The sequence below is a fragment of the Mesorhizobium koreense genome (assembly GCF_031656215.1).
Taxonomy (GTDB): Bacteria; Pseudomonadota; Alphaproteobacteria; order Rhizobiales; family Rhizobiaceae; genus Mesorhizobium_L; species Mesorhizobium_L koreense.
Genome location: NZ_CP134228.1, coordinates 443,221 through 465,191 on the forward strand (window position 1 = coordinate 443,221; position 21,971 = coordinate 465,191).

Annotated in this window: 19 protein-coding genes; 8 read left to right on the plus strand and 11 right to left on the minus strand. The window is 62.5% G+C overall.

Annotation, left to right across the window (positions count from 1 at the left end; all coding sequences use genetic code 11):
- The first annotated feature begins 171 nt into the window (after positions 1-171).
- Genes RBH77_RS02030 through RBH77_RS02045 form a run of 4 tightly spaced genes read left to right on the plus strand, consistent with a single transcriptional unit; the run spans position 172 to position 4,409 of the window.
- Positions 172-756 (plus strand): cysteine dioxygenase family protein, encoded by a 585-nt coding sequence (locus tag RBH77_RS02030; RefSeq protein ID WP_311030489.1) that lies wholly within the window; start codon positions 172-174, stop codon positions 754-756.
- Positions 756-1,523 carry an enoyl-CoA hydratase/isomerase family protein gene (locus RBH77_RS02035; RefSeq protein ID WP_311030490.1) on the plus strand — a complete coding sequence of 256 codons (768 nt, stop codon included), beginning with the start codon at positions 756-758 and terminating at the stop codon, positions 1,521-1,523. Before RBH77_RS02030 ends, RBH77_RS02035 begins: the two co-directional genes overlap by 1 nt.
- Positions 1,516-3,654 (plus strand): acetate--CoA ligase family protein, encoded by a 2,139-nt coding sequence (locus tag RBH77_RS02040; RefSeq protein ID WP_311030491.1) that lies wholly within the window; start codon positions 1,516-1,518, stop codon positions 3,652-3,654. The genes RBH77_RS02035 and RBH77_RS02040 overlap by 8 nt, the downstream gene beginning before the upstream one ends.
- Positions 3,655-3,671: 17 nt before the next feature.
- The gene (locus tag RBH77_RS02045) at positions 3,672-4,409 is read left to right on the plus strand and encodes an enoyl-CoA hydratase/isomerase family protein (RefSeq protein ID WP_311030492.1); all 738 of its coding nucleotides are present in this window, start codon (positions 3,672-3,674) and stop codon (positions 4,407-4,409) included.
- A gap of 351 nt (positions 4,410-4,760) precedes the next feature.
- On the opposite strand, the gene RBH77_RS02050 is transcribed toward RBH77_RS02045, so the two are convergent.
- Positions 4,761-4,922: a cysteine rich repeat-containing protein gene (locus tag RBH77_RS02050; RefSeq protein ID WP_311030493.1), complete on the minus strand. Its 162-nt coding sequence runs from the start codon at positions 4,920-4,922 to the stop codon at positions 4,761-4,763.
- Positions 4,923-5,299: 377 nt separating this feature from the next.
- On the opposite strand from RBH77_RS02050, the gene RBH77_RS02055 reads away from it, so the two are divergent.
- The 4 genes from RBH77_RS02055 (at position 5,300) to RBH77_RS02070 (ending at position 11,085) form a co-directional block, all read left to right on the plus strand.
- Positions 5,300-5,542 (plus strand): cysteine rich repeat-containing protein, encoded by a 243-nt coding sequence (locus tag RBH77_RS02055; protein WP_311030494.1) that lies wholly within the window; start codon positions 5,300-5,302, stop codon positions 5,540-5,542.
- Between the two features lie 272 nt (positions 5,543-5,814).
- Positions 5,815-6,984, plus strand: a complete 1,170-nt coding sequence (locus RBH77_RS02060) for an efflux RND transporter periplasmic adaptor subunit (RefSeq protein WP_311030495.1) — start codon at positions 5,815-5,817, stop codon at positions 6,982-6,984.
- Complete coding sequence (locus RBH77_RS02065) at positions 6,981-10,124, plus strand: efflux RND transporter permease subunit (protein WP_311030496.1); 3,144 nt, start codon at positions 6,981-6,983, stop codon at positions 10,122-10,124. Before RBH77_RS02060 ends, RBH77_RS02065 begins: the two co-directional genes overlap by 4 nt.
- Positions 10,125-10,290: 166 nt before the next feature.
- Positions 10,291-11,085: a bestrophin-like domain gene (locus RBH77_RS02070; RefSeq protein ID WP_311030497.1), complete on the plus strand. Its 795-nt coding sequence runs from the start codon at positions 10,291-10,293 to the stop codon at positions 11,083-11,085.
- A 133-nt stretch (positions 11,086-11,218) separates the two neighbouring features.
- Here RBH77_RS02070 and RBH77_RS02075 read toward each other — a convergent pair whose 3' ends face one another.
- Genes RBH77_RS02075 through RBH77_RS02120 form a run of 10 tightly spaced genes read right to left on the minus strand, consistent with a single transcriptional unit; the run spans position 11,219 to position 21,961 of the window.
- Positions 11,219-12,616: a dihydroorotase gene (locus RBH77_RS02075; RefSeq protein ID WP_311030498.1), complete on the minus strand. Its 1,398-nt coding sequence runs from the start codon at positions 12,614-12,616 to the stop codon at positions 11,219-11,221.
- Positions 12,613-14,007, minus strand: a complete 1,395-nt coding sequence (locus RBH77_RS02080) for an MmgE/PrpD family protein (protein WP_311030499.1) — start codon at positions 14,005-14,007, stop codon at positions 12,613-12,615. The genes RBH77_RS02075 and RBH77_RS02080 overlap by 4 nt, the downstream gene beginning before the upstream one ends.
- Positions 14,004-15,377 carry an FAD-dependent oxidoreductase gene (locus tag RBH77_RS02085; protein ID WP_311030500.1) on the minus strand — a complete coding sequence of 458 codons (1,374 nt, stop codon included), beginning with the start codon at positions 15,375-15,377 and terminating at the stop codon, positions 14,004-14,006. Before RBH77_RS02085 ends, RBH77_RS02080 begins: the two co-directional genes overlap by 4 nt.
- 3 nt (positions 15,378-15,380) lie before the next feature.
- Entirely contained in the window at positions 15,381-16,778 is a 1,398-nt protein-coding gene (locus RBH77_RS02090; protein ID WP_311030501.1) for an MmgE/PrpD family protein, read from the minus strand.
- Positions 16,778-17,461: an ABC transporter ATP-binding protein gene (locus tag RBH77_RS02095; RefSeq protein ID WP_311030502.1), complete on the minus strand. Its 684-nt coding sequence runs from the start codon at positions 17,459-17,461 to the stop codon at positions 16,778-16,780. The genes RBH77_RS02090 and RBH77_RS02095 overlap by 1 nt, the downstream gene beginning before the upstream one ends.
- 4 nt (positions 17,462-17,465) lie before the next feature.
- Positions 17,466-18,224, minus strand: coding sequence for an ABC transporter ATP-binding protein (locus RBH77_RS02100; RefSeq protein ID WP_311030503.1), 759 nt, complete (start codon positions 18,222-18,224; stop codon positions 17,466-17,468).
- Positions 18,217-19,101, minus strand: coding sequence for a branched-chain amino acid ABC transporter permease (locus RBH77_RS02105; RefSeq protein WP_311030504.1), 885 nt, complete (start codon positions 19,099-19,101; stop codon positions 18,217-18,219). Before RBH77_RS02105 ends, RBH77_RS02100 begins: the two co-directional genes overlap by 8 nt.
- A 2-nt stretch (positions 19,102-19,103) precedes the next feature.
- Entirely contained in the window at positions 19,104-20,042 is a 939-nt protein-coding gene (locus RBH77_RS02110) for a branched-chain amino acid ABC transporter permease (protein ID WP_311030505.1), read from the minus strand.
- A gap of 49 nt (positions 20,043-20,091) precedes the next feature.
- Positions 20,092-21,255: an ABC transporter substrate-binding protein gene (locus RBH77_RS02115; protein WP_311030506.1), complete on the minus strand. Its 1,164-nt coding sequence runs from the start codon at positions 21,253-21,255 to the stop codon at positions 20,092-20,094.
- A gap of 25 nt (positions 21,256-21,280) precedes the next feature.
- Positions 21,281-21,961, minus strand: a complete 681-nt coding sequence (locus RBH77_RS02120; RefSeq protein ID WP_311030507.1) for an isochorismatase family protein — start codon at positions 21,959-21,961, stop codon at positions 21,281-21,283.
- Positions 21,962-21,971 lie beyond the last annotated feature (10 nt).

Genomic DNA, 21,971 nt, shown 5'->3' on the forward strand with positions numbered 1-21,971 from the left:
AATCCCAATTATTGGATAACAAGATCGGAGTGGTTTGTCAATTTGCGAGGGCGGCCACACTGGTTCGTCATGCGGTTTCCAGAAACATCGGCGATATCTCAATTGACAGACACGCCGATGTAGATAATATCAATAGGTGGGAAAGCATCCTAAATAATAGGACGAATACAAATGGTCAAGATCGAAGGGAGGTTGAAGCTCCGCCGGTTTATCGCCGACATGACGCTCCTCGTTCATGAAGCCCACGGCGACGAGGCGATGATCCTGGAAAACGGGCGGCAACTGCTGGCCGACCTGATCTCGACCGATGATTGGCTGCCCCAGCGCTTCTCTGAACCGAACGCCCTCAAATACCGTCAATATCTGCTGCATTGCGATCCCCTGGGCCGCTTCTCCGTGGTGAGCTTCGTCTGGGGTCCGGGGCAGAGCACGCCGATACACGACCATACCACATGGGGGATCGTCGGTGTGCTGCGCGGCGCCGAGCTTTCCCAAGGCTACGATCTGGTCGAGGGAGTTCCCGTGGGAGGCAGGATCGAGCGGCTCGAGAGGGGCGAGGTGGCATGTGTGTCTCCGATCGTCGGCGACATCCACAAGGTCTTCAATGCGCTCGACGACCGCGCATCGGTCAGTATCCATGTCTATGGCGGCAACATCGGCCAGATCAGCCGCCACGTCTACGATGACGAAGGCCGCATCTCGTCCTTCGTGTCGGGGTATCACAACGACATGCTTCCCAATCTTTGGGTAGCGTGATGGGTCCTGCAGTCTCTGTCGAGTGGCGCGGCCGCGCCATGGTTGCCACGCTCGCAGTGCCGACTGCCGGCAACGCATTGTCGGTCGCCATGGTCGAGGCACTGCATGGCGTGGTCGACGCGGCCGAGGAAGGTCGGGCGGCGCTTCTCTGCCTCCGCAACCAAGGCAACCGGTTCTGCACCGGCTTCGACCTGACAGCGGTCGAGGACGAGACGGATGCCAGCCTGCTTGCCCGGTTCGTGCGTATCGAGATGCTGCTCACACGAGTTCATTCCGCTCCATTCGCCACACTTGCTTTCGCCTCAGGCACGGCAACAGGGGCCGGAGCTGATCTCTACGCATCGTGTTCTCGACGCTATTGTGGACCTGATGCGAAGTTCTCTTTTCCAGGCGCGGGCTTTGGACTCGTGCTTGGGACCGGACGCCTCGCGGCGCTGGTCGGTGCGTCGTCCGCGCAGGAACTGGTGGCGTCGGGGCGCACGATCGACGCGCAGGAATCGATGAGACTCGGACTGAGCAACGCCATGATCGCATGTGACGATTTCGAAGCAGTCCTCGAATCCGAGACGCAGGCGGCGGCCCGTCTGGATCGGCATACGCTTGCATCCGTGCGCAGCCTGCTTGCCGGCCGCGATGCCGATCGGGATCTCGCCGCGCTTGTGCGCTCGGCCGCGCGAGCGGGTCTCAAAGATCGCATCGTCGCACACCTCGCACGTGTGAAAGCCGGGCGTGCATCTGCCGCCGTGATGGGGAATGCATATGAATGACATGACGTCCGGAGCCGCCGGCCAGCGCGACACGGTCGAGGATCTGCGCACGATATTGTCGCCGCGCGGCGTGGCCCTCGTCGGCGCCACGGACGACGTCTCGAAGTTCGGTGGCCGCGCGTTGCGCTATTTGCTCCGGCACGGCTTCGAAGGGGGCATCTACCCGATCAACCCATCGCGGACGGAAGTCCTCGGCCTGCCTTGCTTTCCAAGCATCGCGGCCATCGGAAAAACAGTCGACGTTGCGCTTCTGCTTGTGCCCGGCCGGCATCTGCTCTCGGCCGTGGAGGAATGCGGCGCGGCCGGCTTGCGTGGCGCCATCGTGGTCACCTCCGACTTCGCGGAGGCCGGGGCGGAAGGCGCTCGGCGTCAGGAGGAACTTGTCGCGGCGGGGCGCCGCGCAGGTGTTCGTCTGATCGGGCCCAACTGCCTCGGCTTTGTAAATCCCGCCAGGAAGCTTGCTCTTTCCTCTTCCGTCGCCCTCGCAGTCGACAGGTTGCCGTGCGGCGCTATCGGGATGGTGAGTCAGAGCGGCTCCGTGATGGCTTCTATGCTCAGTCATGCCTATGACGATGGCAGCGGCTTCAGCGTCTGCGCGACTGTCGGCAACCAGGCCGACATCGACGCTTGTGACTTCATCGACTATTTTGCCGAGGATCCCGCTACACGGGTCGTCTGCGCCTATCTCGAAGGGGTGACAGACGGCGCGAGGCTGATCGCCTCGGCATCACGCTGCCGTGCAGCGGGGAAGCCGCTGCTGATCGTCAAGTCGGGACGCACCGCTGCGGGCGCCGCGATCGCGCAGTCGCACACGGCAAGCCTTGCGGGTTCATACGAGGTGCTGGAGGCCGTGTGCCGGAGGCATTCGGCCGTGCTGCTCGACGACCCGGAGAACATGATCAAGACAGCCGAGTTCCTCGCCGCCTATGGCGTGCCTCGCACCGATGGTATCGCGGCGCTGACCCCGTCGGGCGGAACGGCCGCGATCACCGGCGACCGCATCTCCGCGGCGGGGCTGCGGCTCGCCGAGCCGAATGCATCGACCGTGGCCAAGCTTCGCGCGATCTTCGGCACGACGCGCCACGTCAATCCGCTCGATGTCGGCGGCATGCCCGCAGACAAGATGATGGAGGCCGCGGTGCGGCCGATCGAGATCTTCGCCGCGGACCCGGATGTGGGCACCATCGCGGTGGCGATCGCGACCTCGCCGGCACTGGAAAAGAAGGCGGCCGAATGGTCGCAGGCCGCGGAGCATTGCAGCAAGCCCGTTATGTTCGTGGTTACGCCTGGTTCGGTGCTCGACCCTGTGCGCAAGGTGCTGCGCGACCACGGACGGCCCTACTGCAACACCATGGACCAAGCGATCGCGGTGCTACGTGCCTCGGCAGCAGCAACGACCGGGGAAGGGGCGGACGTACCGGTCCGCCCAACGGACATGCCTCATCCCGTTGAAGCAGCACGGGCACTGCAGCCGGGACGGCTCCTCGAGCCGGAAGCCAAGTTGCTGCTCTCCGCCGCCGGCATCCCGGTCACCCGTGAGATGGTGGCGAGGGATGTCGACGCGGCCGTCGAATTCGCGGAAACGCTGGGCGGGCCGGTGGTGCTGAAGATCGTCTCGCGCGAGATCGTGCACAAATCCGACATTGGCGGCGTCAAGGTTGGGCTCGGCGGCGAAGGAGCGGTCCGGGCCGGCTGGGACGGGATCATGGCAAGCGTTGCCACGCACGCGCCGGAGGCGAAACTGGAAGGCCTGCTTGTCCAGGAGATGGCTGGTGCTGCGACAGAGATGATCGTCGGTGCACGCTGGGATCCGCAGTTCGGGCCGACCGTGCTCGTCGGCATGGGAGGGGTGCAGGTCGAGCTCATTCGCGACGTCCGCATCGCTCTCGCCCCGCTCTCGCCAGGGCAGGCGGCCGACCTGGTGCGGACCTTGAGGCTATGGCCGCTGCTCGACGGCTACCGTGGTCGGCCGAAAGCGGACATGGAGGCACTCTGCGACGCGCTGGCATGTCTATCATGGTTGGTCGCGGACCTGGACGGACGGCTGACGGATATCGAGATCAACCCGCTCTTCGTGCGTGAGGCGGGCAAGGGAGTGCTTGCCGTTGATGCGCGTGGCGTGCTCGCCTGAGACAGGAAAGAAAAGAAATGAACGAGATAATCTACGAATCTGGCGACGGCATCGCCCGCATCGTCCTCAACAGGGCGGAGAAGCGAAACGCGATCAATGAGGCGATGGCTATAGGCCTCTACGAGGCCTGGAAGCGTTTCCAGTCGAGTGACGATCGTGTCGCGGTAGTTATCCCGGCGGGTGATGACTTTTCTGTTGGTGCCGACATCAAGTCACGGCCGCAGAATTTTCCACTTGCGATTCCCGGGATCGGCGTCGACGTGACCAAGCCCGTCGTCATCGCGGTCGACGGCTGGTGTACCGGCGGCGCGGTGGTAATGGTGCAGATGGCCGACATCTGCGTAGCGACCGAGCGTGCGAAGTTCCTCTATCCGGAAGCCAAGCGCGGTTTCACGGGCGGCATGATCGCCGGAATTGCAAACCGTATCCCGCACAAGATAGCGATGGAGATGATGCTGCTTGGCGACGAGATTTCGGCGCGCCGGGCCTACGAGGTCGGCTTCGTCAATAAGCTTGTCGCTCCCGAGGAGCTAAATGCTGTGGCGATGGACTATGCACGGCGCTTGACAAGGTGCGCGCCCCTAGTCGTCGCCCAGTTGAAGCAAATGGCTGCCGAGCTTGTACCGCTAGGATCCGCTGAGCGCGGTGCACAACTGCGTTACGCGCTCCAAGCGATCCGCGAAAGCGATGACGCGAAGGAGGGCGTGGCGAGTTTCATCGAGAAGCGGATGCCGGTATTCACCGGAAAGCTGTAATCTCATACATTCTGGTGGCTCAGCGAACGCAAACGTAATTCTCGTCATCACTTGTGGCAGCGCGCCAAAGACTACCGAGAGCCCCCCATGATACGCTATGGCCGCCGGTACTACGCTCGGGCAAAGAGCGGCAAATAGACGGTGGGTGAAAAGTGTAATGACGGTGGCGATCGGCGGTAAAAAGTTCGAATCGCTTCGAGTGAGATTGAAGATCTCCGATCCCATCCGACATTAGAATTCCGAGCAAAATGCCAACGAGATTCGTTGACAAAATTGCGTCTGGCACAACCGGTCAGCCGCAGTTGGGAAACAACACGCCGGTGGGTTTCTCGCTGACCCCCACATCGTCGTCTATTTCGTGTGGGCGGCGATCACCTTGGCGCAGGCTGGCGAGAGCTTCTCTTTTTGCTCCGCGAGACAAGCGAACGGACGACCATCACCCGGCTTGACGCCCGGGCAGAGCTTCTGGAAGTCGCCCTTGCAGGCCATCTTTTCGGCCATGGTCTGTGCCATCGCCGTCTCCGAAATCAGCAACGCGGAAAGTATCGCGGCACCAAACAGCCACCGCATGGCATTCCTCCCTCTATACCAATGAGCGCATCAGATGATTGCTTACCGCCCGGCGTGTCAATCTACGCGGTAGGCGCATCTTATTCCATCATCCCGCACCGGTAGACGATGATCGAAATGCATAGGGCCCTGAGACTTTTGCCGGAGAGTCCGACCCGAAATTAATACTATTGATCCCGATCCTTGCGGCGACGAAGCATTGTACGCTGTCGAGCGCCGGACGATCTATGTGGTCGGCCCATCCATTTCATGGTTCCAATTGAAGGCGACGTTTCATTTAGCGCAGTGCAGCGTTTCAACAGCGACCTGGAGGAGGCGAAATGCATACACTGAGGATGGTGACGATACTCTTGTTTTCGGCAGGCGTATTTTCGGTCTTGCCATTTGGCTCGGCCGCTTATGCGCAGTCATTGGATTATTGTAAGAAGGATGCGGCGAGGCTCTGCAAGGGAGTGCAGATGGGCGAAGGCAGGATGCTCAAGTGCCTCAAGGCTCACGAAGACGACCTTACAGTAGGCTGCGCCAAGGAGCTCAAGACCCTCAAGGCCAAGATGGGGAAATAGGCGCCCGCGCCTGAAGGCAGTGAGTTTGCCCGGCAAAGCATTGGTTTGCGGGAGAGACAAGCGGACCGGCAATCGGACCGCGTAGCATTGCCGATGCGAGCAAGGTGGACTTTTCGTCCGGCGCATGGACTTCGGCGATTTTCATCGCCTCCGGCGTTCCGACAATAAACGGAACTATGGGCGGCGGCGAACGGGCAGCCTGCATTTTCGCCCGCTATTCAACGTTCGCGCGATCACGCATCGTCGTGGAGACCTGGAGGGGAACCAGGCTGATGTATGTTATCACGAAGCCCTCGTTCCGTTCTGCGGGGGCGCTCCTGGCAACGGGGCTTTTGCCCTTGCTTCTGGCGGCGTGCGACAAGGGAAACGACTATATCCCGCCGCCGCCGCCAAAGGTGGACGTCGCGCTGCCACTTAAGCAGGACGTGCAGCGCTATCTTTATACCACGGGCAGTACCGACGCCGTCTCCAGCACGACGCTCGTCGCACGTGTCCAGGGATTCGTCGAGAAGATCGACTACCAGGACGGCGACGCGGTCAAGTCGGGGGACGTCCTTTTCATCATCGAACAGCAGCCCTACCAACTGGCGCTGCAACAGGCGCAGGCCGCCCAGGCTGGCGCCGAGGCGGCGGCGAAACAGTCCGAACTCACATACAACCGGCAGGTCGATCTTTTCGCCAAGCACGTCGCCGCACAACAGGATGTCGACAACGCCGCCGCGCAGCGCGACGCCGATCGGGCCAGACTGAAGCAGACCGAGGTCGACACCAAACAGGCTGAGCTCAATCTCGGCTATACCGAGGTGAAGGCTCCCTTCGACGGCATCGCGACGGCCCACCAGGTCTCGATCGGCGAACTCGTCGGCACCGGCGGGGCGACGACGCTTGCGAGCGTCATCCAGTTGAATCCGATCTACGCGCAATTCAGCATCAGCCAGGGTGACGTGCAGCGCATCCGCACGGAGATCGCCAAGCGCGGGCTGACGACGGAGGAGTTGAAGAAGATCCCGGTCGAACTCGGCCTCGAAAGCGAGAAAGGCTATCCGCACAAGGGAACGCTCGACTACGCCGCGCCATCCGTCGCCTCGACGACGGGTACGTTGCCGGTGCGCGCCATGCTCGCCAACGCCGACCGTGTGCTGCTGCCCGGCTATTTCGTCCGCGTCCGCATACCGCTCGGCACGGAGCCCGATCGGCTGCTGGTGCCCGACCGCGCGCTCGGCTCGGATCAGGGCGGTCGCTATCTGCTGGTCGTCGGCAAGGATAATGTCGTCGAGCAACGTCCCGTCACGATCGGTGAACAGGTTGGCCAGCTTCGCGTCGTCGAATCGGGCATCACCGACGGCGACAGCGTTCTCGTCTCCGGCCTGATGCACGCCGTGCCGGGCGAGCAGGTCGAGCCGACGACGACCAAGATAGACGCGAGCCCGGCGGCCCAATGATCTCGCGCTTCTTCATCGAGCGGCCGGTCCTGGCGAACGTCATCGCCATCCTTATGGTCGTGCTCGGAGCGGTATCGCTCTATTTCCTGCCGGTCGCGCAATATCCGAACGTCGTGCCGCCGACGGTGCAGGTGACGACCCGCTATCCGGGCGCCAGCGCGCAGACCGTCATCGACACCGTGGCACTGCCGATCGAACAGCAGGTCAACGGCGTCGAGAACATGCTCTACATGCAGTCCTATGCGGCTGCCGACGGGACCTACAATCTGACGGTGACCTTCGCCATCGGAACCGACCTCGACAACGCGCAGGTGCTGGTCCAGAACCGCGTTTCAGCGGCGATGGCATCCTTACCCCAGCCCGTCCAGGTGCAGGGTGTCAATGTCCAGAAGCGGTCGACCGCGATCCTGAAGATCGTAACGCTGTCCTCACCGGACAATCGCTACGACAGCCTCTATCTGTCAAACTTCGCCACTATCCAGCTCAGGGACGAGATCGCACGGCTGCCTGGCGTCGGCAATGTCGCCGTATTCGGCGCAGGGCAGTATTCCATGCGCATATGGCTCGATCCCAGCCGTATGCAGGCACTTGGGCTGAACGTTCAGGATGTCGTGCAGGCGCTGCAGCAGCAAAGCGAACAGGTGACTGCCGGCCAGGCAGGCATGCCGCCGGCACCGTCCGATCAGTCCTTCCAGTATACGGTCGAGGTTTCGAGCCGCTTGAACGATCCGGCGCAGTTCGCCGACGTGATCGTGAAGACGGGCAGCGACGGCAGCCTTACGAGGGTGCGCGACATTGGCCGGGTCGAACTCGGCGCCCAGACCTATGGGCAGATATTCAATCTCAACGGCCAGCAGGCCGCCGGCCTCGCCATCTTCCAGACGCCGGAGGCGAACGCGCTCGACGTCGCGCACGAGGTCGATACCAAGATAAAGGAACTGTCGCGGCACTTTCCGCAAGGCATCGTCTATTCCGTTCCCTTCGACACCACGACCTTCGTGCATGAATCGGTCATTGAGGTCTACAAGACCCTGATGGAGGCGGCGGTGCTGGTGCTGATCGTCATCCTGATCTTCCTGCAGGACTGGCGCGCCATGCTGGTGCCGGCCACCACCGTGCCGGTGACCATCATCGGCGCCTTCGCGGCGATGGCGGCGCTCGGCTTCTCGGTCAACCTTTCCACACTCTTCGCCATCGTTCTGGCGATCGGCATCGTCGTCGACGACGCGATCGTGGTGGTGGAGGGGGCGGCCCACAACATCGAGCGGGGCATGTCCGCCCATGATGCGGCGATCGCGGCGATGAAGGCGCTTTTCGCGCCGATCGTCGGCATTACACTGGTGCTGATGGTGGTGTTCCTGCCCGCGTCCTTCCTTTTTGGCCTCACCGGCCAGATCTATGCCCAGTTCGCGCTGGTCATAGCGGCTACGGCTCTCATCAGCGCCATCAACGCGGTGACACTCAAGCCCACACAATGCGCGCTGTGGCTGCGGCCGGCGGTGCCGCCCGAAAAACGCAATCTCTTCTATCGCGGCTTCAACCGTGCCTATGCGGCTGCGGAAAACGCTTACGCCCGTCTCGTCGGCGCCATGACCAAGGTGAGCGGACCGATGGTCGTACTGGCTCTGCTGATCGCCGTGGCCGCAGGCTACGGCCTCTCCCGCGTACCGACCAGCTTCATCCCGATTGAAGACCAGGGCTATATGATCGCCGCGGTCCAGCTTCCCGACGGCGCCTCGCTCGGGCGTACCGAAGCTATCTTGCAAGAAGTCAACAAGATCGCCGCGTCTGTCCCGAGCGTCGACCGCGTCGTCACCATCGCCGGCGTTTCCGCGCTCGATAACAATGCCAGCCTCGCCAGCGCGGGCGTCGCCTATATCGTGCTGAAGCCCTGGAGCGCGCGCGGCGAAGGCGGCGACCTGCTCGGCGTCTACAACGCCCTGAACGATCGCCTTTCGACCGTGCGGAACGGCCTTGTCACTGTCTTGCCGCCGCCGCCGATACAGGGTATCGGCAATGCCGCCGGCTTCACGATGCAGGTGGAACTCAAGGACGGCAGCTTCGACCTCGCCCGGCTGCAGGCGGCAACCGATGCAATCGTGCGCTCGGCTGGCACCCAAACCGCGATCCAGCGCGTTTTTGCGCCCTTCCGGGCGAGCGTGCCGCAGTATCGCATCGAGATCAATCGCGAGAAGATCCAGGCCTACCTGCTCAACGCCGATCAGGTCTTCTCGACGCTGGCGGGCTATATCGGCTCCAGCTATGTCGGCCAGTTCAACAAGTTCGGCCGCGTCTTCCAGGTCTACGCGCAGGCCGATGCCTCCTCGCGGCTGTCCCCGAGGGACATTCTAGACCTGACGGTGCGCAACCAGAACGGAGACATGGTTCCGCTCGGTGCCGTCATGACGGTCGAGCCAAGTACAGGCTCGTCGCTGATCAGCCTCTATAACCTCTATCCGTCCGCGATGATCGCCGGCGTGCCGGCGAACGGCTTCTCCTCGGGGCAGGCGATGCACATCATGGAGCAGGTCGCCGCCAGAGAACTACCGAATGGCATCGGATACGAATGGACCGCCCTCTCCTATCAGGAGAAGCTCGTAGGGGGTCAGATGTACCTGGTCTTCGCGCTCGGCCTGCTGCTGGTCTATCTCGTCCTCGCCGGGCAGTATGAAAGCTGGTGGGCGCCGCTGTCGGTCATTCTCGCGGTTCCCCTGTCTCTCGTCGGGCCGGTGGCCGTGTTCCTTGGCGTCGGCATCGCCAACAACCTCTACGTCCAGATCGGGCTGGTCCTGCTCTTCGCACTTTCCGCGAAGAACGCTATCCTCATCGTAGAGGTGGCGCGCGAGTTGCGCCTTGCCGGAAACGGCATCATGGAATCCGCAGTGGAGGCCGCCCGCGCGCGCTTCCGACCGATCGTCATGACATCGTTCGCCTTTATCCTGGGCGTCGTGCCGCTGGTGCTGGCAACCGGCGCCGGGTCGAGCGCCCGCAAGTCGATCGGCATCACCGTGTTCTCGGGCATGATCGCCTCAACCTGCCTGGCGGTGATCTTCGTGCCGAGTTTCTTCGTGATCATGCAGCGTTTCGAGGAATGGCGCGCCGGACGCGGGAAGCGGCCGCTCGCCTCCAGGTCCGGATAGTTGAGAGGCTGGATCAAAGCGGTTCGTCGGTCCGGAAGAATCGTTGGTGGCGTCACCGGTTTTGGGAGCACCGACCAATGCTGGCATGATCTGCCTATCCGTTTCCCGTTTGTCAGATGCGGGCGGCCGCATTAACAATAGTCAGGTATTTTTGGGGTTGGTCGGCATGCACGAAGTCTTGTGGACCGTCATCCTTTGTACCTTGTTGATCGTGGGAGCCGCCGGAGGCTTCGTCCTTCGGTCACTGGTTCCTGAACCGCACCGCAATCAGCCGACCATCGAGTTCCTGCGCATCGTCACGGCTCTGCTCGTCACCTTCGCCGCACTCGTGATGAGCTTGATCCTGGCATCGGTCCGCAACTCCTATGACTCCGCCTTCCGTGACCGCAGCCACTATGCCGCCAGCCTCGTCCAACTCGATGCCTGCATGCGCAACTACGGGCCGGAACTGGCGGAAGCGCGCGTGAAGCTCCATCGCTATACCGCCGCCGTGATCGCCAGCACCTGGCCGGACGAGCCTCCGCCACAAGGAGTCGACTATCCGGATGCGGCCGGGATGCCGCGCCTCGGCGAGGTTCCGGTGCTCGCCACCATCATGAACGATATCGGCATCGCGATCGGCGAACTCGCTCCGGGCGATACACTGCACCGCTCGTTGGCTGCTCGTTGCACGGCTGATTACCGGGAAGTGGCCAGCGCGCGCTGGGTCGTGATCGAAGATGTCCACGGATCGCTCTCCGCGCCGTTCGCCATCGTACTCATATTCTGGCTGACACTGGTCTTTTTGAGCTTCGGTCTGCAAGCGCCACGCAACCTCCTCGCCAGCGTGGCCATCGGCATCGCCATCATTTCGGTGACGAGCGCCATGTTCGTCATTCTCGATCTCGACATTCCTTATGGCGGCCTGTTCGGCATACCGAGCACGTCCATGCGGCTCGCCCTGACCGACATGCTGAGGTAAACTGCCCCGTTCTGGCGCTAGCGAATTCCGGCGATAGCCGGGATGTTTCCGCGGAGCCGGTCAAAGCGGCAGTTGGTATGATTCCGCCGATTCTGCACTCGGCATCGTGTCGTCGTATCTCTGTCTCGAGGTTTCAATGCTCGAGCCGACGCGAAACGTACCTGCCTTTGCCGATGGCCGCGTCGACAAGCCGGCCATCGTCGAGGGCCTGCTCGCCGCGAACGACGGTATGGACGACCTTGCCGCGAAACGACTTGCCCTCATAGATCGAGTAGCCCGCGCTCGAAACGACGCTTTCACGCTTCTGCTTCCAGTGCGTATTGAGGTCGACCAGCGCGAAATCCGCATCCAGGCCGATTTTGATCGAGCCTTTTACATGGGAAAGACCCATAAGGCGCGCCGGGTTGGATGCCGTCAGTTCGACGATTCGTTCGAGCGGAATCCCGCGCTCATGAAAGCCGTCGGTCAGGAGCACCGGCAGCAACGTCTCAAGTCCCGGACAACCTGGTGACGCGCCCCAGATGTCGGCCTCCTTCGAACCGAGGTCCCGGTGGACATGATCCGTCCCGACAGTATCGATCTCGCCATTGGCCAAGCCCCGCCAAAGCCGCTCGCAATCGGATCTTTCCCGCAAGGGCGGATTGACCTTGCCGACGACACCGCCCCGCCACGTGACGTCATGCGTGAGGTAGTGCGGGCAGGTTTCAAAATAGATTGCGGTGCCGGCGGATTCCTGACGCAGCCCGGCCTCGAGCGCCTCCCTCGAAGTCGTATGAACCACATAGAGCGGAGCACCGGCCTTGGCGGCAAGCAGCGCGGCGCGTTGAACGGCATCGGCTTCGACGAAGGGCGGCCGGCTGTCGTTCCAGGTCGCCAGACCGCCTTTCCCATCGGGATCTGCCACCTTGACGCGTTTGCGCAGCATCTGTGCAACTTCGATGTTTTCCGGATGCGGGCAGACCATGCCGCCATTGGCCGCGGCAGCTTCGCACAGGCGGTAGAGGAAGCCGTCGTCGATGTCCGGCAGACCGAGACGCGAGCCTTCGCCGTTGCGGTTGTTCATGAATATCTTGAAGGTCGGCGCCCCGAATTCACGCGCATAGCGCGGCACGGATGCAAGCTGGTCTTCCGTCGAGATGATGAAATGATAGCCGAAATCGATGCGTGCGCCTGCCTGGGTTACATCGACAACTTCTTCAAAGATGTCCTCGAACGGCTCCGTGGCCATCAGGTACGGCACAAAGCATGTCACACCTCCCATGACCGCTGCCGCCGTCTCCTGGCTGGCGTCCTCGGGGACGCGAGGCCGCGAGATGTCCTTGCCGTGACCGAGATGGAGGTGCACGTCGATCAGGCCGGGGAGCACGGCAAGACCCTTTGCGTCGATGACGCGATCGGCGCGGGCGCCACTGTCCGGCTGCAGGATCGCGACGATCTTGCCGCCCTCGACGCCGATGTCGCACAACGTACGGCCCGATCCGGGAAGAACTGCTTCGCCGCCGGCGATCAGGAGGTCGAACTTGGCTGTCATGGCAAATTCCTTTCGGTGCGCGGCGCCGCGGAACGCAACGCGGCGCCGAAGTCGTCGAGGCTTGGCATTGCGTCGAGGGCATGGACCGACCTGGTGATCCGGCCAATGGCAGCGTCGCCGCCGGCGGCTAAGAGATTCTTGCGAAACTTCTCTTCGACAGCCTTAGCACCCGCCGGGCGGGAGCGGTTGCCATAAGCATCTTCGACGCGGGCACTCCGCATGTCGCCGCTACGCAAGCGACAATGGATTTCGGCTTCGAAGCGGGCCGGGAAATCCGCCTCCCGCAGCGGTGTCCAGATTATCCGCCCGGCAAGCTGCCGCGCCTCCGGGGAAAGCTCCCGCTCGAATACCGTTGTGTCGACTTGCCCGTGGACAAATCGCGCGGCAACGACGGCAGGCAGGCTCCAGCGCATGGCGTGATCCCTCGCCGCCTGTTTGGCTGACCAGGGCTCGCAGATGATGCCTGCAGCGCCCGCCGGAACCCGGCATTCGATTTCTTCGATCATCTCGGCACGAACGCCGCCATCCGCCAGCGTTCCGGCAGCCTCGATGAATGGATGCAGATAGTGGCAACATGGATGGAACTTGAAGGCCACATCACGAATATGCCAGTCGAGACCGAGACTGCCGACATTCTCGCGAAGCCTGTCGGAGGCATTCCGGTCTCCGGCAAAGGCCGAGAAAAGCCCGAACCGCCCCTCGAACGAAGTCTCGGGGCCGGTCAGCCCGGCTCGTGCCAAGGCAAAGGCGGTGATACCCGAATGAGCGGCCCAGCCCGGATGCAACGACTTGACGGTGGAGCCGTTGCTCAAGAACTCGAATACGCCGGACGCCTGACTGAGCGCGATGCCCAGCGCGGCGACCGTCGTCTCCTCGTCGGCGCCTGCCAGTTCCGCCGCGATTCCCGCTGCGCACAATGTGCCGCCCACCGACGTCAACTGAAATCCCCGGTCCTGAAACGAGCCCGCCGCCGCAAGACCGATGCGAATGAAGACCTCGTACCAGCGAGCGTAGGCTCCGAGTACAGCCTTCCCCGACGCCCGAAAGGCTTCGCCTCCGGCGATGGCCGTCGAAGCAAGAACCGAACTGCCATGGACGATCGAGCCGGTATGCGTGTCGTCGAATTCCAGACTGTGGATCAGTCCGCCATTCACCAACGCAGCGTCCGAGGCCGAAAATCCTCCCGCCTGACCGAGAATGGTGCATGGTCCCGCGGCTGACAGCCCCTTCGCATAATTACGATATGGACGTCCCGCCGACGATCCGGCCGCAGCCAATCCAACGCCCGCAACATCGAGAAGGTGCAGCTTCGCCACATCCGCCACGTCCTCAGGCAAGTTGCTCTCGGCCAGACGGCCCAGCCGCTCCACGATGACGCGGGAAAGGCTCATTGCCTGTCGACCCGCAAGGCCCGGGCTGCCGAAAGGGCGGCGATCCGTCCGAGCGCGACTGCCGTCAGGAGGCCGTTGCCGGAGGCGTATCCAAGCGCCCCGGAACGGCCGCTGATACCCGCGGCGGCGCCGCCGCCGGCATAGAGATTGGGGATCGGCTCACCGGAGCCGCGCAGGACGCGGGCTTCCCGGTCGATCCGCAAGCCGCCTTGCGTGTGGAACATGCCCGGCACGACACGGCAGGCATAGTAGGGCGGCCGCAGCGGTGCGATGCCGAATTCCTTGCGCCCGAAGGCGTCGCCTTCCCTGCCGGCGGCCGAGGCATTGTAGCGGTCGATTTCCTCGCTCAGCGTACCGGCCTCCAGGCCGCATGCCATCGCCAGATCATGCAGACGGTCTGCCTTCTTGAAGGCGCCGTAATCGCTCAGTTCTCGGAATTCTTCTTCCTGCGCGGCAATGTCGAAGATACGTTGATCGAAGATCGCATATGCATGATCGCCCTGCGCCAGCACGATCCGTGCATAGCCGGAATAACCGGTGCTCTCGTCGCCGAAGCGGCGTGCATCGGCGCCGACAAGAATGCCGCCCTTCTCGATCGTGGTCCAGGAGAGGAGCCCGCCATGCGGGTCCGCGACGGCAGCGTATCCCTGATAGGCCGCCATGTTATCGAGGGCGGCGCCGAGTTTCCTACCCCATAGCACTGCTTCACCGGCGGACCCGTGGGCCCCGAAATATCGCGCGCCGGCGATTTCCGGACAGAAGCGCGCGACAAGATCCCGATTGGCGCCGAAGCCATTGACCGCCAGGATGGTCTTTCCAGCCCGGATATCGAACGGACTGGAATTACCCGCGTCGATCACGGCGCCCCTCACCGCTCCATCCTCCACGATCAACTCGCGAGCCGAGTTTCCGACCGCGATCGGGATGTTTCGCTTCTCGACAGCCGCGATGAGGTCGTCCACGAGATCGATGCCCCGGCGCGACACGGGCGCATGCAGACGGGGCACGGAATGGCCGATATGCTTGTAGGCGGTGACGAGCTTGAGGCGTGCGCCAACATCGTCGATCAACCATTCCACCGTCTCGGCCGACACCTGCGCCATCAGGCGTACGAGATCCGCATTGTCGGCTTCCCCGGCGATAGCCATCAGGTCGCGGCAATAGTTCTCGGGACCATCATCGATACCGGCTTCGCGCTGAAACCGGCTTCCGGCGGCTGGCACAGACCCGGTCGACAGCGCCGAGTTCCCGCCGGGTCGATCCATCTTTTCGACAATGGCTGTCGACAACCCCTGGTCATGGGCAGCAATTGCCGCGCACAAGCCGCATGCGCCGGCGCCGATAACCAGAACATCGAGATCCTCGTTCAATTCTCAGCGCTCCCGCAGATGTTCTTCGATCAATCGCGACCAGCTTTTCCCGGCTAGCGCGTCGCTGTCGCGCGCTATGCAAACAAGCAATTCCGACAGTCCAGGCACGACCAAGGCATTGGTCTCGATTTTCGCTATCAGTGTCTCCTCGTCGAAAGGCCGGTCCGCGCCGCCCCTCGCACTGGCTCGTTCGGCCGACCAGACCTCGCCGTCGGCAAAACGCCAATGGACGCGCGCCGGCCGATCGTTCGGCCAGGGCCGGATATCCGGGTGCGGCGCAAGCGTCACCTGTCGGCGGAGGGCGGTGATGCGCGGATCATCGAGCGTTTTCGCGGCAAAAGCCTCCTGCCCGCCGGTTCCCAGAAGCGCCGAGGCAGCGAGCGCATGGGGCATCGAGAATTTGGCGGCGAGAACAGTTGCCGGCTCGACCGTCGTCAGCGTTTCGCCGCGCGGGTGTGTCTCCACATGGATTCCGCGAAGATCATCGGGCGATCGACCTTCGGCGGAAAGCCTGTTCCTGAGCTCCAGCGTCGCCTCGATCGCAGAGTGGGCGTATTGGCAGCAGGCGAAGACCTTATGGTACCCCTCGCCGGCCACCCATGCCGTTCCGAGATCCCGCGTCAGTGCGTCGGGTACGTAGTCGGCGCCAAGACAGGAGACAAAAGCGTCATACATGCCGTGCGCCACGCCAGCGATGCCGGCTTCTGCCCAATCGACGGATTGCAGACCGATCCAGGCCCCTGCCGATGTCCAGGCATTGCGTATCAGCGCTCCGTCGATCGCGTGCGCATAAGGTCCCGCAAATGTCATGCTTGCTGCGCCCGTAACCGCCGCGCCGAGCAGCTTCGGATCGGCATTGCGCGCCAGCGCCGCACCGCACGCGGCGCCGATCGTCGCGAACGCCGCATGCGGATGAACCCGCATCGAGGAGAACGGAAATGCAGTGGCGATGCGGGCAACGACCTCGTAGGCGACAGCAAGCCGCGCAAGCATGGCGGCAAGCGTCAGGTTCCGTGCCTCGCTTTCGGCGAGCAGTGCCGGCAAAATATAGGCGCCAGCATGACATGGAACGGAGCGCAGGCCTTCGTCGAGTTCGCACCATGTCGCGGCCATGCCGTTGGCGACCGCCGCGGAGGTACGATCGAGGCGACCGATGCCGGGCGCAAATACGGTCGCTTCAGGTCCTGTCGATGTGCGGACCAGACGCAACAGGGTTTCCTTTACCTGCGGTTCGCCGGAGGCGGCAGCCATGGCTGCGACATCGTCGGCAAGGATCAACGCCGCCCGGCGCTGCATGGCTGCAGGCAATTCTCCGTGCACGGCGCCGCTTGCCCATTCGAACAATTGCGTCGTTGCCTCGGCGCAGGCGGAGCGCTGAACTTCGTCGACGACAGGCTTCATCAGAACCATTCCCAGAGATCCGGTTTATCGCGCAACTCCGCTGCGCTGCCTTGAAAGACGCTTCTGCCTGCTTTCAGGATCATTGCGCCGTCGATGATCTTCAGCGTGGCCGGCACGTTCTGCTCGACGATGATGAGCCCGGTCCCGAACGCCTTGCTGATCAGCGCGAGTTGACCCATGACGTTGCGCACGATGACGGGCGCGAGGCCGGTGGAGGGTTCATCGAGAAGCAGCCATTTCGGCTGCGTCATCATCGCCATGCCGAGCGCAAGCATCTGCTGTTCGCCGCCGGACATGGTGCCGGCACGTTGCTTGCGCCGCTCGTCGAGAACCGGGAAAAGCTTGTAGACCTCGCCGATGAAGCTCGTGTCGAAGAACAACCCGGAGATATGAAGGTTTCGTTCGACGGTCAGTGTCGGAAAAACATTGTGGCCTTGGGGGACGAAGGCAAGGCCGCGACGGACCGTCTCGGCGACATTTCCCGGCCGGATCAACTCGTCGTTGAATTCGACGGAGCCCGAAATTGGCTGGTGCGCACCAATCGTAGTGCGCAGAAGCGTCGTCTTGCCCGCGCCATTGTGACCGAACACGCCGAAGCGCGCACCGTCTTCCAGCGACAAGGATATATCCTCGATCGCCGTAAGGCCGCCATATCCTGCCGTCACTCGATTGATCGCCAGCATCGGCCTAGGTCCCGAAATAGAGTTCCGTGAGATGCGGGTCGGAGATCAGCGTCGCAACCTCTCCCCGCGCCAGGATCCTGCCGCCAAACATGAAGACGCCTTCGTCACAGAGATCGCGGATGAAGGCGACGTTGTGCTCGACCACGCAGATGGCGACGCCGGACGCGGCCACCTTGCGCACGACCTTCTGCATGATCTCGTAGGCTTGGCCCTCGACGCCTGCCATCGGCTCGTCGAGCAACAGACAGCGCGCATCGTTCATCAGCGCCCTGGCGACGCCGACAAGCTTCTTCTGTCCGAAGGTGAGATCAGCAGCCGCCTTGTCGGCAAATGCCGCCAACCCGGTATCGTCCAGCACCTGCCGGGCCTTGTCTCTATGCTCTCGTTCCGACCTTGCAAGCGCGCGTGGCGCGAAAAGGACGTTCGTCAGCTTTTCGCCCTTGTAGTCCCTGACTGCGACCATGAGGTTGTCGATCACCGACAACGATGGAAACAGACGAAGGTTCTGCCATGTACGGCTGAGGCCACGCCGCGCGCGGGCATGCATCTTGCAGCCGTCAAGCGGTTTGCCATCGAGCAGCACCGAACCGGCGTCGGGGGCGACGACACCGGACATCAGGTTGAAAAGCGACGTCTTTCCGGCGCCGTTGGGGCCAATCAGCCCGACGACCTGACCAGAGGCAAGCTGAAGATTGATGTCGTCGGCGACGACAATCCCGCCGAACGCTTTCTTGAGGCCGATAGTCTCGACGACATTAGCCATGAGGCTTCTCCGGCCTGGCCGACCATACCGGGGCCGCGGGAATCAAACCCTGCGGACGGACGACCATGAAGACGAGCACCAGTCCGGTGAAAAGCAGCCCCTGCAGCGGGCCGAGCCACCGTGTCGGCAGATCGAGGAAGGTGATCAACTGGGGCAGGGCCTGCAGCAGAACGGCGCCGACGACAGGGCCCCAGGTGGAGCGCAGCCCTCCGACGACAACCATCGTCAGCATGGCCGCCGACGCGAAGATGCCGAATTGCTCCGGCGTGACGAAGCGGAAATAGTGCGCATAGAGCGCGCCGGCAAAGCCCGCCAATGCGCTCCCGAGCGCGAAGGCGCTGACTTTGATAAGCATAGCGTTGCGGCCAAGCGCGGCAAAAGCGAGTTCGTCGTCGCGCATGGCGCTCAGGGCGCGCCCAAAGGGACCGTGCGCGATCCGGCGGATAAACCACGTCGCCAGTAGTGCCACGACCACAGCCACGATGGTGAAGACGAGCTTCGAAGTGCCGGGCGGAAGAATGCCGGGAATATCGGATAGCCCGCCCGCACCACCCATCCAGGAAACGTTCTTGACGATTTCCAGCACGCCCAACTGGAATCCGATACTGGCAATCAGAAGATAGTCGCCGGAGACGCGCAGCGATGGAAGCGCAAGGATGACGGACGCGGCTGCTGCGATTGCCGCGCCCGCGAAGAGAGCAAGAATGACCGGAACGCCCAAATCCCTGGCAAGCAGCGCCGAACCATAGGCGCCAATGGCATAGAAGATCGGATGAGCGATCGAGATGAGCCCGCCATAGCCGATCACAAGATTGAAGCTCGTCGACAGCACGACATAAAGGCTGACGAGGATTATGACCGTGTAGAGATAATCCAACGTCAGGCCTCCGGCTTGTGCTGGATGGCGACGGCATCCGTAGAGATACGGCGCGACATCTTGTACCGCTCCGGCAGACGGATGCCGTTCGGAAGGAAGATGATCGCCGCGAAGAGGAAGGCATAGAGCAGGAAACCTTGCCATTGCGAGGGAATGAAAAGTACGCTGCCGTTCTGGATAATGCCGAGGACGACGGCCATGACGACCGTTCCGGCCAGATTGCCGATCCCGCCCATGATCGTGGCGGCGATCGCGAAGATCATCAGGTCGATGGCGGTGTTCGGCTGCACTTGCGCGCGCGAGCCGTAAAGGAACATTCCGAGGCCTACGAGCAGAGCGGCGGCGATCATGGCGGCCAGGAAAGTGCGCGCCTGTCTGATGCCATAGAGTTCGGCGAGTTCGGCGTTGTCGGAAACGGCGGTCATCGCCTGGCCGATCTTTGTAAAGCGCAACAGCAGGAAGACGGCTGCCACCGCCGCAACCGTCGAGGCGAGCGCGGGCACGTCCCAGCCGCTGACGGCAACGGGGCCGACAAGCGTGACCGGCCAGACAAGGGAAGAAAAGATAGTGGTGGGAAATGAGCCGAAAATCAGCATGGCAAGGAACGCGACGAATTCCGACAGGATCAGGGTGAAGATGAAGACGAAGAGTTGCTCGGCACGGCGACGGCGAAGCAGCCGGAATCCGAGAAGTTCGGTCAGGACTGCAAGCACAACGCTTCCAGCGATCGCGCCGAGAAAACCGACCCAACCGGGCAAGTGCAAAATGCCGACAAGCGTATAGGCGGCATAGAAAGCCGCCGTCATCATCGCCGCCTGAGCGAAATTGAAAGCACCGTTTATCTTGAGAACGAGCGAGAATGCGAGTGAGAAAAGGACATAATAGGATGATGTCGCAAGCGACGTCCAAAGGATCTGGGCTATGATGGTGGGCGTCAGCATGGCCGGCTCCGGATAAGTCGGCGGCCGAAGCCGCCGACATTGTGCTGATCTATTTTACCTCGGCGATCTGCTGCCATTTGCCGTCCTTCACCTGAACGAGGTAGACGGGCTTGTTGACCGTATGGTCGGAGCTGATGGTCGTCGTGCCCGTCAGGGGTAGCTTGAAAGTTCCCACGTCGAGCATCGCCTGACGGAAATTCTCGCCGGTCAGCTTTTCGTTCTTCTTCAGCAGGGCGGCGAATACGTCCTTGATCAGGTACGGAGCGTCATAGAGATATTCCGTGTAGGGAAGACCGTTCGGCACGCGGCCGATCTCCTTGTTCCACCGCTGGACATAATCGGCGACCGCGGGCTCGCCCAGGCCTGGCGCCAGCGAGGTTGCGATGATGCCCTCGGCGGCCGAGCCCAGTTGTTCCAGGAAACGCTGGTTGTAGATGGCGGAGTAGGACGACACCGTCATGTTGAGGCCGAGCTGGCGCATCTGGGCCACGATCTGCGGCGTGTCGGCAACCAGGCCTTGGATGTGGACGACATCGGGATTGGCCGCCCGGACCTTTAGCAGCAAGCCGGTCCAATCCGACGCATTCGGATCATACCCCGCATAGTCCACGACCTCGCCGCCATTCTCGGTGAAAACATCCTTGTAGACCTTGGCCGCGACCGTGCCCGTCTCGTTGTTGATGTAGAGGACCGCGGCACGCTTCTTGCCGAGATCCGTCGCCTCGTATTTGGCAAGCGCGCGGATGTCGACGTCGGCAAGCGGGAATGTCGTGTAGGTATAGTCTCCAAGCCGGGCGATATCGGGTGAATTGGCGCCGACCGAAAGCTGCACCACCTTGGCGTCGTTCGCCACCGGCGCGATCGCCTTGACGACGGACGACCAAGCCGAAATGAAGACAGGCACGTGTTCGACCGCAATCAGCTTGTTGGCCGCCTGGATACCGAGTTGAGGATCCGCCTGGGTATCAAGAACCGTCATTTTCAGGGGATGACCGTCGACGCCGCCCTTGTCGTTGATATCCTTCACCGCCCATTGTGCGGCCTGGACCTGGTCTTTGCCGTAGAGCGCCTGGCTGCCTGACAACGGCATGGCGAGACCGAACTGAAGCGGCGTCTTTTCCTGCGCGTTCGCGGGGCCCGCGGCAAGCGCAAGGCCGGCCGAAAGTGCCAGCGCGGCGCCAAGCCGGCCAAGAATTGTCTTCACGTTTCCCATTTTCAAATCCTCCCGAGTTCAGTGGTCAATCGATTGCTTTCAGTGCGGTGACGGCGTCTTCGGTGTTCATGACGTCGGCGTATTTCGACGCCATGTCGAAGAGATTGACGGCATGCGACGTCGCCGAGCGGTCATAGACAGCGTCCTCGGGTACGAGCATCCGGAAGTTGTAGGCGAATCCGTCGACGACGCTGCCGCGCACGCAACCGCTGGTCGTGCAGCCCGTGACGACGATCGTATCCGCGCCCAGGTCGATAAGATAACTTGCCAAGGGGGTGCCGAAGAACGCGCTCGGGTGCTTCTTGGGAAGCAGGACGTCCTTGTCCCTCGGCGCCACCTCGGCGACGAATTCATAGCCCTTGGCGGCCACGCCCATCAGGGCCGGAACCTTGTCGGCGAGACGCCCGGCATCGTAGGCCTCCTTCGGCGAGACATACGGATAAAGGACCGGCCAGCCACGAGCCCGAAACAGATCGAGTAATTTGGCAATATTGCCTACGGCAGTCCAGCCGATCTCTCCGCAGGACGTGGGGAACTCCTCGATGGCCCGCCAGAACGGCATCGGCCTTGTACCGACGGTTCGATACTGCACATCGATGATAAGGAGCGCGGGCCGGCGCCCGAGACCGCTACTGCGCCCGAACCCTGCCGCATTGTAGGCACGCTGCTCTTCTTCCGATATGATCTTGTCCCAGGGACGGGTCATCACGATGGTC